The organism is Pseudomonas sp. P7759 (genome assembly GCF_013386445.1).
GTDB classification, from domain to species: Bacteria; Pseudomonadota; Gammaproteobacteria; order Pseudomonadales; family Pseudomonadaceae; genus Aquipseudomonas; species Aquipseudomonas azotoformans_A.
This window is the reverse complement of the sequence record NZ_JACART010000008.1, coordinates 1-12776: the sequence shown is the minus strand read 5'-3', so window position 1 is coordinate 12776 and position 12776 is coordinate 1. Positions and strand designations below refer to the sequence as shown.

Annotated in this window: 12 protein-coding genes; 10 read left to right on the top strand and 2 right to left on the bottom strand. The window is 60.0% G+C overall.

Going from position 1 to position 12776, the window contains the following annotated elements; translation table 11 throughout:
• Window positions 1-52: 52 nt before the first annotated feature.
• Window positions 53-1420 (bottom strand): inorganic triphosphatase, encoded by a 1368-nt coding sequence (locus HX823_RS10855; protein WP_177074867.1) that lies wholly within the window; start codon window positions 1418-1420, stop codon window positions 53-55.
• A gap of 158 nt (window positions 1421-1578) precedes the next feature.
• On the opposite strand from HX823_RS10855, the gene argE reads away from it, so the two are divergent.
• Together argE and argA are read left to right on the top strand one after the other, a co-directional pair.
• On the top strand, window positions 1579-2727 hold the full coding sequence (gene argE, locus HX823_RS10850) for an acetylornithine deacetylase (RefSeq protein ID WP_038843135.1): 1149 nt from the start codon (window positions 1579-1581) through the stop codon (window positions 2725-2727).
• Between the two features lie 136 nt (window positions 2728-2863).
• Window positions 2864-4165 carry an amino-acid N-acetyltransferase gene (gene argA, locus HX823_RS10845; RefSeq protein ID WP_016978985.1) on the top strand — a complete coding sequence of 434 codons (1302 nt, stop codon included), beginning with the start codon at window positions 2864-2866 and terminating at the stop codon, window positions 4163-4165.
• A 129-nt stretch (window positions 4166-4294) separates the two neighbouring features.
• Here argA and tauA read toward each other — a convergent pair whose 3' ends face one another.
• Window positions 4295-5281, bottom strand: coding sequence for a taurine ABC transporter substrate-binding protein (tauA, locus tag HX823_RS10840; protein WP_177074866.1), 987 nt, complete (start codon window positions 5279-5281; stop codon window positions 4295-4297).
• Window positions 5282-5651: 370 nt separating this feature from the next.
• On the opposite strand from tauA, the gene HX823_RS10835 reads away from it, so the two are divergent.
• The 8 genes from HX823_RS10835 to HX823_RS10800 form a co-directional block, all read left to right on the top strand.
• The gene (locus HX823_RS10835) at window positions 5652-7025 is read left to right on the top strand and encodes an OprD family porin (protein ID WP_038850717.1); all 1374 of its coding nucleotides are present in this window, start codon (window positions 5652-5654) and stop codon (window positions 7023-7025) included.
• Between the two features lie 272 nt (window positions 7026-7297).
• Entirely contained in the window at window positions 7298-7936 is a 639-nt protein-coding gene (locus HX823_RS10830; protein ID WP_038850715.1) for a peroxiredoxin, read from the top strand.
• 196 nt (window positions 7937-8132) lie between these two features.
• Window positions 8133-8726, top strand: coding sequence for an NADPH-dependent FMN reductase (gene ssuE / locus HX823_RS10825; RefSeq protein WP_015886424.1), 594 nt, complete (start codon window positions 8133-8135; stop codon window positions 8724-8726).
• 94 nt (window positions 8727-8820) lie between these two features.
• Window positions 8821-9789 (top strand): sulfonate ABC transporter substrate-binding protein, encoded by a 969-nt coding sequence (locus HX823_RS10820; protein WP_177074865.1) that lies wholly within the window; start codon window positions 8821-8823, stop codon window positions 9787-9789.
• Window positions 9790-9814: 25 nt separating this feature from the next.
• Window positions 9815-10963: an FMNH2-dependent alkanesulfonate monooxygenase gene (ssuD, locus tag HX823_RS10815; RefSeq protein WP_133075504.1), complete on the top strand. Its 1149-nt coding sequence runs from the start codon at window positions 9815-9817 to the stop codon at window positions 10961-10963.
• Between the two features lie 8 nt (window positions 10964-10971).
• Complete coding sequence (gene ssuC / locus HX823_RS10810) at window positions 10972-11760, top strand: aliphatic sulfonate ABC transporter permease SsuC (RefSeq protein ID WP_038850711.1); 789 nt, start codon at window positions 10972-10974, stop codon at window positions 11758-11760.
• On the top strand, window positions 11757-12563 hold the full coding sequence (gene ssuB, locus HX823_RS10805) for an aliphatic sulfonates ABC transporter ATP-binding protein (protein WP_038850710.1): 807 nt from the start codon (window positions 11757-11759) through the stop codon (window positions 12561-12563). The genes ssuC and ssuB overlap by 4 nt, the downstream gene beginning before the upstream one ends.
• 28 nt (window positions 12564-12591) lie before the next feature.
• Window positions 12592-12776 (top strand): molybdopterin-binding protein (locus tag HX823_RS10800; protein ID WP_177074864.1); only part of this gene is annotated, 185 nt, incomplete at its 3' end.

Sequence of the window (12776 nt, the reverse complement as noted above, 5' to 3'; positions counted from 1 at the left end):
ATCGGGAGCGCTGCGCACTCCAACGGGAGCAAGCTCCCTCGCCACAGTTTATTTACAGGCGCAGCAGAGTTTTCCACGCACGGTTCTGGTACACCGCAATCGCTTGATGCATCCGCGCATCCAGCGACTCATCGGTGATCGGCTGGTTGGCCAGTTGTGCCAACTTGTTCAGTTCGCCGTACAGACGGTCCAGCTCCGGAATGTCGACCACCTGACGCGCATGGTGCAGCCAGGCTTGGATGCGTTCGATGCGCGGCAGTTGCTCGGCCAGGTCTTCCGGTTGTTGCTGGTAACGCGGCAGTTGCAGGGCGACGGCGTCGTCGGCCAGCAAGCGTGGCAGCCAGTTGGTGATTTGTGCAGCGCCCTGGCGGTTGCCACGCACGTTGCGGTCGGCGGTCCAGGTATGGGCCATCAGCCAGCGCGAAGCGTTCAATGAGAACAGGCCCCAACGCACGTCTTCCAGTTCTTCGGCGAATTGTTCCGGTGCGGCTTTGCGAATGTCTTCGTCGTCGTCACCGGCTTGTACCAATGGGCGCCAGTCTTCCAACAGGGCATCCAGTGCGCTACGCAGTTCGCTGGTGGATTGGCGCGGCGCGGCTTGGCCGAGGCTGCCGATCAGGGCGCGCAGTTCGCCGAGGTTGTCGACCCAGTCTTGCAGGAGGCGCCAGTGGCCATTGAAGCGGTATTGCTCGGCCAGGCGTTGGCTGCTGCCCAGCAGGTGCCACATGATGGCGGCGAAGGCATCGTCCAGCGGCATTTCTGCGTGGATCTGCGGCGCCGGCAGGCTCAGGGAATAGCTGCTGGCGTCGTACAGGCGGTAGCCGCGCTCAGCCTTGCTGATATCGCACGGCATCAGGGCCAGGGTGGCGGCCAGTTCGGCGGCCAGTTCCAGCAGTGCAGCCGGTTCGCCTTCACGCAGTTCCAGTTCCAGCTCGCAGATTTCTTCTTTTTGCTTGCCGACCACCACGTGGCCCAGGTCCAGGGCGGCTTCGATGACCACCTTGGCCTTGCCACGGCCCCAGGCGATTTCGGCGCGTTCACGCACGAAGTCGGTGGTGAAGATCGGCTTGAGGGTCTTTTTGTCCAGCTCGGCCAGTTGCTCGGGCCAGCATTCGCCGTCGAGTTTCTTCACGTCGAGCTTTGCTTTGGGCAATTCCCAGTTGTACTCGTTGCGTTCCGACAAGCCGGCGACGCTTTGGCCACGGGTCTTGAGGGTCTGGATGATGTCGTCACCGTCCTTGCGCAGGCGCAGGGCAACTTTGGCCTGGGCCAGGTCGCGCTCGGGGGTGTCGAAATACTGGTTCATCAACTCACGGCGTTCCCAGCCACTTTTGTTGCGTTTTTTCAGCAGCGGGTGCTCACGCAGCGCGGCGAGGGTCTCGCGGCTGACGCGAAGCTTGATTTCAGTTTCTTTTTGCATGGCCGGTACATCCAGGATCGGGAGCGCAGCCGGGGAAAAGAGTGGCTGCCAAGGTCGTGCAGTGTACAGGACTGAGCCCGGCAACGTGCCGCAACGGTTTATTGTGTCGTGCAGATGGCTCTATAGTGGGGCTCATCCGGGAAGTCGAGAGGCCGCGCATGCCATTACCGTCCATGAAAGAGCAGTTCGCCGCGCTGATTGCAGCGCCGTCGGTCAGTTGCACCCAGGCCTCTCTCGACCAGACCAACCGCCCGGTGATCGACTTGCTCGCCAGTTGGCTGGGCGACCTGGGTTTTGCCATCGACATCCAACACGTCAGCCCCGGCAAGTTCAACCTCCTGGCCAGTTACGGCAGCGGCCCCGGCGGGCTGGTGCTGGCGGGCCATAGCGATACCGTGCCCTATGACGCCGCACTGTGGAAGACCGATCCGCTCAAGCTGACGGAAGTCGACGGCCGTTGGGTAGGATTGGGCAGTTGCGACATGAAAGGCTTTTTCGCCCTGGCCATCGAGGCGGTGCTGCCGCTGCTGGATCAGCCGTTCAAGCAGCCGCTGCTGATCCTCGCTACCTGCGATGAAGAAAGCTCCATGTCCGGCGCCCGCGCATTGGCCGAAGCGGGGCGCCCGCTGGGCCGCGCAGCGGTGATTGGCGAGCCGACCGGGCTCAAACCGATCCGCCTGCACAAAGGCGTAATGATGGAGCGCATCGACATCCTCGGCCAAAGCGGCCATTCGTCGGATCCCAGCCTGGGCCACAGCGCCCTTGAGGCCATGCACGACGCCATTGGCGAACTGCGTGGCTTGCGCCTGGCCTGGCAGCGCGAATACCGCAACCCGCAATTCAGCGTGCCGCAGCCGACCCTGAATTTTGGCTGCATCCACGGTGGCGACAACCCCAACCGCATCTGCGGCCAGTGTTCCCTGGAGTTCGACCTGCGGCCGCTGCCGGGCATGGACCCGCAAGTACTGCGCGACGCTATCCGGCAGAAGCTCGTGCCCTTGGCCGAGCGCCATCAGGTCAAGATCGATTACGCGCCGCTGTTCCCCGAGGTGCCACCTTTCGAGCAACCCGAAGATGCCGAACTGGTGCGGGTAGCGGAACGATTGACCGGCCATCGTGCCGAAGCAGTAGCGTTCGGCACCGAAGCGCCTTATCTTCAGCGCCTTGGATGCGAAACCCTGGTGCTCGGCCCTGGCGACATCGCCTGTGCCCACCAACCGGGCGAGTACCTCGAAATGTCACGCTTGACGCCTACAGTGCGTCTATTGCGGCAACTGATCGAACATTACTGCCTGAAACCTGCATAAATTAACCCCAACCTGTTCGTACATAGAAAGGAGAGTGAGCGTGTCGCCAAGCCTGTTCCGACGATAACCATCAGCCCGCTGTGCGCTTTCACGATTCATCCTTTTTCGGCTGCTTTTTATTACAGGCCCAGGTTTTATGCCCGACTATGTTAATTGGCTTCGTCACGCGTCCCCTTACATCAACGCCCACCGCGACTGCACCTTTGTGGTCATGCTGCCTGGCGACGGTGTAGAGCATCCCAACTTCGGCAATATCGTCCACGACTTGGTGCTGCTGCACAGCCTGGGCGTGCGCTTGGTGCTGGTCCACGGTTCGCGGCCACAGATTGAAGTGCGCCTTGAAGCACGTGGCCTGATCCCGACTTATCACGAAGGCATGCGCATCACTGACGCGGCGACGCTGGAGTGTGTGATCGACGCGGTCGGCCACCTGCGCATCGCCATTGAAGCGCGCCTGTCGATGGACATGGCCTCGTCGCCGATGCAGGGCTCGCGCCTGCGGGTAACCAGCGGTAATTTCGTGACCGCACGCCCTATCGGCGTATTGGACGGCGTGGACTACCACCACACCGGCGAAGTGCGCCGCGTCGATCGCAAGGGTATCAACCGCCTGTTGGACGAACGCTCCATCGTGTTGCTGTCGCCGTTGGGTTACTCGCCGACCGGCGAGATCTTCAACCTGGCCTGCGAAGACGTCGCCACCCGCGCGGCCATCGACCTGGGTGCCGACAAGCTGTTGCTGTTTGGCGCCGACATGGGCCTGATCGATGAAAACGGTCGCCTGGTCCGTGAGCTGCGTCCACAACAAGTGCCGGCTCACTTGCAACGCCTGGGCAGCAGCAACTATCAGGCTGAATTACTCGATGCGGCCGCCGAAGCGTGCCGGGGTGGCGTAGGGCGCAGTCATATTGTCAGCTACGCCGAAGACGGCGCCTTGCTCACCGAACTGTTCACCCGCGACGGTGGCGGTACGCTGGTAGCCCAGGAACAATTCGAGCAGGTGCGCGAAGCCGCGATTGAAGACGTCGGCGGTTTGCTCGACCTGATCAGCCCGTTGGAAGAGCAGGGCATCCTGGTGCGCCGTTCGCGGGAAGTGCTGGAGCGTGAGATCGAGCAGTTCAGCGTGGTGGAACGCGAAGGCATGATCATCGCTTGCGCGGCGCTGTACCAGATCGCGGATTCGGACGCAGGTGAGCTGGCATGCCTGGCGGTGAACCCGGAATACCGTCATGGCGCGCGAGGTGATGTGTTGCTGGAACGTATCCAGGCCCGTGCCCGTGCGCAGGGGTTGAAGACCTTGTTTGTGCTCACTACCCGCACCGCCCACTGGTTCCGTGAGCGGGGGTTTGTGCCGAGCAGCGTGGATCGTCTGCCGTCGGCGCGGGCGTCGCTGTACAACTATCAGCGTAATTCGAAGATTTTCGAGAAGGCCCTCTAAACCGGGTTTCAGAAGCACAATAGGTCTAAATGTGGGAGCGGGCTTGCTCGCGAATGCGGACTGTCAGTCGGTACATGTGTGACTGATACACCGCATTCGCGAGCAAGCCCGCTCCCACATTCGATCTGCTTACTGGCTGATGAATTTGTCGGTCACGAACGCTGAGTAGTCCGGCAACACCGCTTCAACCTTTCCCTGTTCCTTCAAGAACTTCGCCGTCTCCCCAATCGCCTTCGCCGTGCCGCCTTTAAGCAGCGCATCAGTTTGCTGTGCCTGCGCATCCGGGAAGGTGGTGCCGGCCAACAGCTCCGGGATGTCGGCAGCATTCGAACCTGTCAGTTTCGCGATTTTCTGCACCGGCTCGGAATCCACCGTCCAACCGTCTTTATGGGCCGCATACTCGGCAAACGAATCCAGGGTGACCTTGGCAAATTTGGCCACTACGTCAGGATGTTTTTCCGCGAAATCCTTGCGCGCCACCCACACTTCAAATGTCGGCGCGCCCCACTGACCCACCTGGGCCGCGTCTGTCAGGGTCTTGCCGGTCTTGCGGATTTCGCCCAGGGCCGGCGACCACACGAAGGCACCGTCGATATCGCCGCGTTTCCACGCGGCGGCAATTTCGGCTGGCTGCAGGTTCACCACCTTGACTTGTTTGGTGTCCAGGCCCCAGTGCTGCAGCGCACCGAGCAGGCTGTAATGAGAGGTAGAGACGAAGGGCGTGGCGATGGTTTTGCCGATCAGGTCTTCGGGTTTGTCGATACCGCTGCCGTTGCGCACCACCAGAGCTTCAGAAGTATTGATCTGCGCCGATACGATGAACGCAACGATGGGTAGATTCCGTGAAGCCGCCGCCGCAAGGGGGCTGGAACCGAGGTTGCCGATCTGCACATCGCCGGAGGCAATGGCGGTGACGACCTCCGGCCCACTGTTGAACCGGCGCCAGGCGATTTTTTCACCGATGGCCTTCTCATAGAGGCCGTCGGCCTGTGGGACTTTGCTGGGGTCAATGCCGGTTTGGTAGCCGACGGTTAAATCGGCGGCTTTGACACCAAAAGAAAGTATTAGTGACACAAAAACTGTAACAAATTGACGGGAGGATGTGCGTTTGGCCATGATGGCGTCGCCTTTTTGATCGTGGGTGACGTATGCAACAGTACGGCCACACTAATCGATCTAAAAAAGCGCTAACAAATACCCTTTAGGAATTAGCTTATGGAGCGGTTCGTCTACCCTGACGCGTCCGCATCATAAAAAGCCTTATTCCCAAATCGTATGAAAAAGAATGAAACAATTCTTTTTGGGTGTATGAAAAACTCATTACCCTGCAGGGACCAAATCAACTGCGATTAGACGAAGGTAGTAGACACACAAGGTTACGATTGACTTGGTAGTCACTATCTGGCGCTAATCGCGCATCTGTGGATCGAGGGCGTCAGACCCGAGACCAAAGAAATACAAAAATTAGAAATGAGAGGAGCGGTACATGAAGAAGTCCACCTTGGCTTTGGCTGTAGCTTTGGGCGCAATCGCCCAGCAAGCAGGCGCTGCCGGTTTCATCGATGACAGCAAAGTAACACTGGGTCTGCGTAACTTTTACATCAACACTGACAACCGTGACTCGGCTGCTGGCACTGCTGCCAACAAGCGCGCCGGTGTTCAGAGCAAGCAGGAAGAGTGGGGCCAAGGCTTCGACCTGCGTTTCATCTCCGGTTACACCCAAGGCACCGTAGGCTTTGGTCTTGACGCTATCGGCCTGCTGGGCGTTCGCCTGGATTCCGGCGGCGGCACCAACGGCGCCACTGCTTCCTCCTACGGCGGCACTGTGTTCCCGAGCAAGTCCAATGGCGAAGCCGTTGATAACTACTCGAGCCTGGGCCTGACTGCCAAAGCCAAGATCTCCCAGACTGAACTGAAGCTGGGTACCCTGCAGCCTAAACTGCCGGTTATCGTGACCAACGATGGTCGTCTGCTGCCGCAGACCTTCCAAGGTGGCCAGATCACTACCAACGATCTCAACAAAGACCTGACGCTGGTTGCGGGTCAGATCGAAAAAGCCAAAGGTCGTAACTCCAGCAACGTCGACAACCTGTCGATCTCGGGTGCCAACTCCCGTGGCGCCAGCTGGCGTGACAGCAACAAGTTCTACTATGCCGGTGGTGACTACAAGATCACCAAGGATCTGACCGCACAGTACTACTACGGCAATCTGGAAGATTTCTACAAGCAACACTTCCTGGGCCTGACTCACAACTGGGCAATCGGCCCGGGCGTGCTGAAGTCTGACCTGCGTTACTTCAACAGCTCCGACGACGGTAAGAACGGTAACGAATCCGCCTACTTCTCGTCGGGCAACTACAGCGGTGTGAACTCCGGTCGCGGCAAGGTTGATAACAACCTGTACAGCGGTCTGTTCCTGTACACCGTTGCCGGTCACACCTTCGGTGGTGGTTATCAAGTCAGCAACGGTAGCAGCGACTTCCCTTGGTTGAACCAAGGCGACGGTTCGTCCGCTTACCTGACCACTGACATGCAGATCGCCAAGTTCGCCCGTGCTGGCGAACGTACCTGGCAAGCTCGCTACTCCTACGACTTCGCCAAGGTTGGCGTGCCTGGCCTGACCGCTGGTGTTGTGTACCTCAAAGGTACTGACATCGACACCGTCAACAGCACTCGCGCTGAGTTCACCGGCCAGTCCGAGTGGGAGCGTGACATCACTGTTGCCTACGTCGTACCAGAAGGCCTGTTCAAAAACGTTGGCGTGGCCTGGAAAAACGCTATGTGGCGCAACGATGTTGCCGCCGCGCGCGATCAGGACGAAAACCGCGTCATCGTTAGCTACACCTACGCGTTCAAGTAACTGCGTAAAGCCTTGCCCGGTGCAACACCGGGCAAGGTGTCTTGCTTTCAAGTCGGGCTAAACCCCCGCAAGCCCTTCCTGAACCCCTCTTTGTACAGCGTCTCAAGGCCTTCTCGAACCTTGGAAACGATGGTGCTCCTCGCCTTCGGATACGTCCAATGAACAGATTTTTAATATTCCTTTATCATCTAGATAAATCGATATTTATTCTTTTTAAATAATCCATATTCCATGCACAGTGGGCTCCATAAGCACTCACCAGGAGCCACACCATGAGCCTAAGACTGGGCGATATCGCCCCCGACTTCGAACAGGATTCCAGCGCCGGCAAGATTCGTTTCCACGAATGGCTGGGCGATAGCTGGGGCGTGTTGTTCTCCCACCCAGCGGATTTCACCCCGGTGTGCACCACCGAGCTGGGTTTCACCGCCAAGCTCAAGGACGAATTCGCCCAGCGTGGCGTCAAGGCCATCGCCCTGTCGGTCGACCCGGTGGATTCGCACCACAAGTGGATCGAAGACATCAACGAAACCCAGAACACCATCGTCAACTTCCCGATCCTGGCCGACGCCGACCGTAAAGTGTCCGACCTGTACGACCTGATCCACCCCAACGCCAGTGACACCCTCACGGTGCGTTCCTTGTTCGTGATCGACCCGAACAAGAAGATCCGCCTGACCATCACCTACCCGGCCAGCACCGGGCGCAACTTCCACGAAATCCTGCGGGTCATCGACTCGTTGCAGTTGACCGACAACCACAAGGTCGCCACACCCGCCAACTGGCAGGACGGTGATGAGGTGGTGATCGTGCCGTCGCTCAAGGACGAGGACGAAATCAAGAAACGCTTTCCGAAGGGGTATCGCGCGGTGAAGCCGTACCTGCGACTCACGCCACAACCGAATCGCTGATCACATAGCAGGGGTTTTGAGGCCGTTTCGACGGCCTTTTTTTTCGCCTGCGATTTCAAATCTCGTATATGCATTTAAAGAATAAACACATGAAAAAATAAGATTTAAAGATATATAAATCTGCTGATAAGGTCTGTTCCATCTTGGCGCCATCGCCACACAGCGAACCGCCGACACCTGCTCAAGGAATTCCTGCATGTTGGTCGTAACACTTGGAGGCAGTCCCAGCCAGCGTTCCCGCTCCGGGGTGTTGCTGGATAAAACCCGTCAGTGGTTGCAAGACAAAGGCGTAGAAGTGGTGAGTTACCAGATACGGGACTTCCCGGCTGAAGACCTGCTGCATGCGCGCTTCGACAGCCCCAAGGTCATCGACCTGTTGCAGCAAGTGGCTAACGCTGACGGCCTGGTGATCGCCACGCCGGTCTACAAGGCCTCGTTCTCCGGCGCGCTGAAAACCGTGTTGGACTTGCTGCCCGAGCGCGCCCTGGCCCACAAGATCGTGTTGCCGATGGCTACCGGTGGCAGCATCGCCCACATGCTGGCGGTGGACTATGCCTTGAAGCCGGTGCTGTCGGCGCTGAAGGCCCAGGAATTGCTCCACGGCATCTTTGCCGAAGACAGCCAGATCGCCTACGGCGAAGGCAGCGCCCAGGCGCAACTGGTGCCGGTACTTGAACACCGTTTGCATGAAGCCCTGGAAACGCTCTACGGCGCCATGGCCCGTCGCCCGAAACCGCTGGACCCCCATGTGTTGAATGAACGTTTGTTGAGTGCTCGCTGGAGCATTTAAGCCACACCGAAATGTAAAAAACTCACCTTACTCAGCCGCCAACGGCCAAGCAGGTGCAGCCAACCCCCTAAACGCATTATTTGGAGAGAGCGCCATGCGCACTGTCATCTTGCGTCGTGGTCTGGTCGCACTGTTTGCTGCGGCTGTGTCCTTCGGCGCCATTGTTCAAGCCCAAGCCGCCGAGACCCTGCGGATCGGTTACCAGAAGTACGGCACGCTGGTGCTGCTCAAAGCCAAAGGCACCTTGGAAAAACGCCTGGCTGCCCAAGGCGTGAACGTGCAGTGGACCGAGTTCCCTGGCGGCCCGCAATTGCTCGAAGGCCTGAACGTCGGCTCCATCGACTTCGGCGTGACCGGCGAAACCCCGCCCGTCTTCGCACAGGCCGCCGGTGCCGACTTGCTCTACGTCGCCTACGAGCCACCTGCACCGACCAGCGAAGCGATCCTGGTACCGAAAGACTCACCGATCAAATCCGTGGCAGAGCTCAAGGGCAAGAAAGTCGTCCTGAACAAAGGCTCCAACGTGCACTACCTGCTGGTGCGTGCCCTGGAAGACGCCGGCCTGAAATACACCGACGTGCAGACTGTATTCCTGCCGCCCGCCGATGCGCGTGCCGCCTTCGAGCGTGGCAGCGTGGACGCCTGGGTCATCTGGGACCCGTACCAGGCCGCCGCCGAGAAACAACTGCAAGCCCGCACTCTGCGTGACGGCACCGGCATCGCTGACAACCACCAGTTTTACCTGGCGACCAAGCCCTACGCTGAAAAACACCCGGAAGTGGTCAAGGCGCTGATCGAAGAAGTGCGCGCCGTGGGCGAATGGTCCAAGGCCAACCCGCAGGAAGTCACCGAACAAGTGGCACCGTTGCTCGGCCTGCCAGCCGACATCACCCTGACCTCGGTGAAACGCCAAGGCTACGGCGCGCTGTTCCTGACCCCGGAAGTGGTCGCCGCCCAGCAGAAAATCGCCGACAGCTTCTACCAGCTCAAATTGATCCCCAAGCCCTTGAACATCAAGGACGTGATCTGGACACCCCCCGCCGCCGTGGCCAAAGCGCCGTAATCTGACTTCTTCAGGAGACAACTCCATGAGCCTCAATATTTTCTGGTTCCTGCCTACCCACGGCGACGGCCATTACCTTGGCACCGCCGAAGGCGCTCGCGCCGTTGACCACGGTTACCTGCAGCAAGTGGCCCAGGCCGCTGACCGCCTGGGTTTCGGCGGGGTGCTGATCCCTACCGGTCGCTCCTGCGAAGACTCGTGGCTGGTGGCGGCCTCGCTGATCCCGGTGACCCAGCGTCTGAAGTTCTTGGTCGCCCTGCGCCCCGGGATCATTTCCCCGACGGTGGCCGCGCGTCAGGCCGCGACCCTGGACCGACTGTCCGGCGGCCGTGCCTTGTTCAACCTGGTCACCGGGGGTGACCCGGAAGAATTGGCCGGCGATGGCTTATTCCTCAGCCACGAAGAGCGCTATCAGGCCTCGGTGGAATTCACGCGCATCTGGCGCCGTGTGCTGGAAGGTGAAACCGTGGATTACGACGGCGAACACATCAGCGTCAAAGGCGCCAAGCTGCTGTATCCGCCGATCCAGCAACCGCGTCCGCCGCTGTATTTCGGTGGTTCTTCCGAGGCGGCCCAGGACCTGGCGGCCGAACAAGTGGAAATGGTGCTGACCTGGGGTGAGCCGCCTGCCGCCGTTGCGGAAAAGATCGCACAGGTGCGGGCCAAGGCCGAGAACCTCGGCCGTACCCTGCGCTTCGGCATTCGCTTGCATGTGATCGTCCGTGAAACCAACGAGGAGGCATGGAAAGCCGCCGACAAATTGATCTCCCATGTGGACGACGACACCATCGCCCGCGCCCAGGCCTCGTTGTCGCGCTTTGACTCGGTAGGCCAGCAACGCATGGCCGCGTTGCACGGCGGCAGCCGCGACAACCTGGAAGTCAGCCCCAACCTGTGGGCCGGCGTCGGCCTGGTGCGTGGCGGTGCAGGCACCGCGCTGGTGGGCGATGGCCCAACCGTGGCGGCGCGTGTGAATGAGTACGCCGCGCTGGGCATCGACACGTTTATCTTCTCCGGCTATCCACACCTGGAAGAGTCGTATCGCGTCGCGGAGCTGCTGTTCCCGCACCTGGATATCGAACGTCCCGAGCTGCCGAAAAGCGCCGGTTACGTCAGCCCGTTCGGCGAAATGGTCGCCAACGACATCCTTCCCAAAGCTGCGTCGGCGAGCTGAGGCAGCCCATGAACTATGAAAAATTGAGTCATCGAGTGGCGCCTTGGGTGCTGCCGATCTTATTGCTGGCGGTGTGGCAGTTGTCGGTGTCGGCGGGTTGGTTGTCGACCCGCATTCTGCCGGCGCCGAGTGCGGTGATTGAAGCCGGGGTCAATCTGGTCGCCAGCGGCGAAATCTGGACTCACCTGGCCATCAGCGGCTGGCGTGCGGGCCTGGGTTTTGTGATTGGCGGCAGTATCGGCCTGGCCCTGGGCTTTATCACCGGCCTGTCGAAGTGGGGCGAACGCCTGCTGGACAGTTCGGTGCAGATGATCCGCAACGTGCCGCATTTGGCGCTGATTCCGCTGGTGATCCTGTGGTTTGGCATCGATGAGACGGCGAAGATTTTCCTGGTCGCCCTCGGCACGCTGTTTCCGATTTACCTCAACACCTACCACGGCATCCGCAACGTCGACCCGGCGCTGGTGGAAATGTCGCGCAGCTACGGCTTGTCCGGGTTCAGCCTGTTCCGCCAGGTGATCCTGCCGGGTGCGCTGCCATCGATTTTGGTGGGCGTGCGCTTTGCCTTGGGCTTCATGTGGCTGACGCTGATCGTGGCGGAAACCATCTCCGCCAGTTCCGGTATCGGTTACCTGGCGATGAACGCCCGCGAATTCCTGCAAACCGACGTGGTGGTACTGGCCATTGTCATGTACGCGATCCTCGGCAAGCTGGCCGATCTGGCGGCGCGTGGTCTGGAGCGTGTGTGGTTGCGTTGGCATCCGGCGTATCAAGTGAATAAAGGAGGTGCGGCATGACAGCTCAACAACCCCCGCGCCTGCTCAAGGGCATTCCCCTGGCGGTCCGCAAGCTGCGTAAGGCCTTTGGTGCGCGCGAAGTGCTCAAGGACATCGACCTGCACATCCCGGCCGGGCAATTCGTGGCTGTGGTCGGGCGCAGTGGTTGCGGCAAAAGTACTTTGCTGCGCCTGCTCGCTGGCCTGGATAAGGCCAGCGGCGGCGAACTGCTGGCCGGTTCCGCGCCGTTGAGCGAAGCGATTGAAGACACGCGGTTGATGTTCCAGGAGGCGCGCCTGCTGCCCTGGAAAAAGATTATCGACAACGTCGGACTGGGCCTTAAAGGCAACTGGCGCCCCCGTGCCTTGGAAGCCCTGGAAGCGGTCGGCCTGGCCGAGCGCGCCAATGAATGGCCGGCGGCGCTGTCCGGCGGGCAGAAGCAGCGCGTGGCCCTGGCCCGTGCGCTGATCCACCAACCGCGCTTGCTGCTGCTGGATGAGCCGTTGGGTGCGCTGGATGCCTTGACCCGTATCGAGATGCAGCAACTGATCGAAAACCTCTGGCAAAAGCACGGCTTCACCGTGTTGCTGGTCACTCACGACGTCAGCGAAGCCGTGGCGATTGCCGACCGGGTGATCCTGATCGAAGACGGCGAAATCGGCTTGGACTTGATCGTCGACCTGCCACGCCCACGCGCCCGGGGCTCACACCGCCTGGCTGCGCTGGAAGCGGAAGTGCTCAACCGTGTGTTGTCCCTGCCGGGCTCGCCACCGGAACCCGAACCTGTTTCACCGCTGCCTACGCAATTGCGTTGGGCTCAATAACTCACTTGTCCTACGAAGAGAGAACGACATGACTATTAAAGCGATCAACGTGCGTAACCAGTTCAAAGGCACCATCAAGGAAATCGTCGAAGGCGACGTGCTGTCGGAAATCGACGTGCAGACTGCGTCCGGTATCGTGACATCCGTGATCACTACCCGCTCGGTCAAAGAGCTGGAACTGGTGATTGGCAGTGAGGTGATTGCGTTTGTGAA

Coding starts and splice junctions, on each gene's coding strand:
- HX823_RS10830 (WP_038850715.1), top strand. CDS start 7,298: ATGAGCCTAAGACTGGGCGATATCGCCCCCGACTTCGAACAGGATTCC.
- argA (WP_016978985.1), top strand. CDS start 2,864: ATGCCCGACTATGTTAATTGGCTTCGTCACGCGTCCCCTTACATCAAC.
- ssuD (WP_133075504.1), top strand. CDS start 9,815: ATGAGCCTCAATATTTTCTGGTTCCTGCCTACCCACGGCGACGGCCAT.
- ssuC (WP_038850711.1), top strand. CDS start 10,972: ATGAACTATGAAAAATTGAGTCATCGAGTGGCGCCTTGGGTGCTGCCG.
- ssuB (WP_038850710.1), top strand. CDS start 11,757: ATGACAGCTCAACAACCCCCGCGCCTGCTCAAGGGCATTCCCCTGGCG.
- HX823_RS10855 (WP_177074867.1), bottom strand. CDS start 1,420: ATGCAAAAAGAAACTGAAATCAAGCTTCGCGTCAGCCGCGAGACCCTC.
- tauA (WP_177074866.1), bottom strand. CDS start 5,281: ATGGCCAAACGCACATCCTCCCGTCAATTTGTTACAGTTTTTGTGTCA.
- HX823_RS10835 (WP_038850717.1), top strand. CDS start 5,652: ATGAAGAAGTCCACCTTGGCTTTGGCTGTAGCTTTGGGCGCAATCGCC.
- ssuE (WP_015886424.1), top strand. CDS start 8,133: ATGTTGGTCGTAACACTTGGAGGCAGTCCCAGCCAGCGTTCCCGCTCC.
- HX823_RS10820 (WP_177074865.1), top strand. CDS start 8,821: ATGCGCACTGTCATCTTGCGTCGTGGTCTGGTCGCACTGTTTGCTGCG.
- argE (WP_038843135.1), top strand. CDS start 1,579: ATGCCATTACCGTCCATGAAAGAGCAGTTCGCCGCGCTGATTGCAGCG.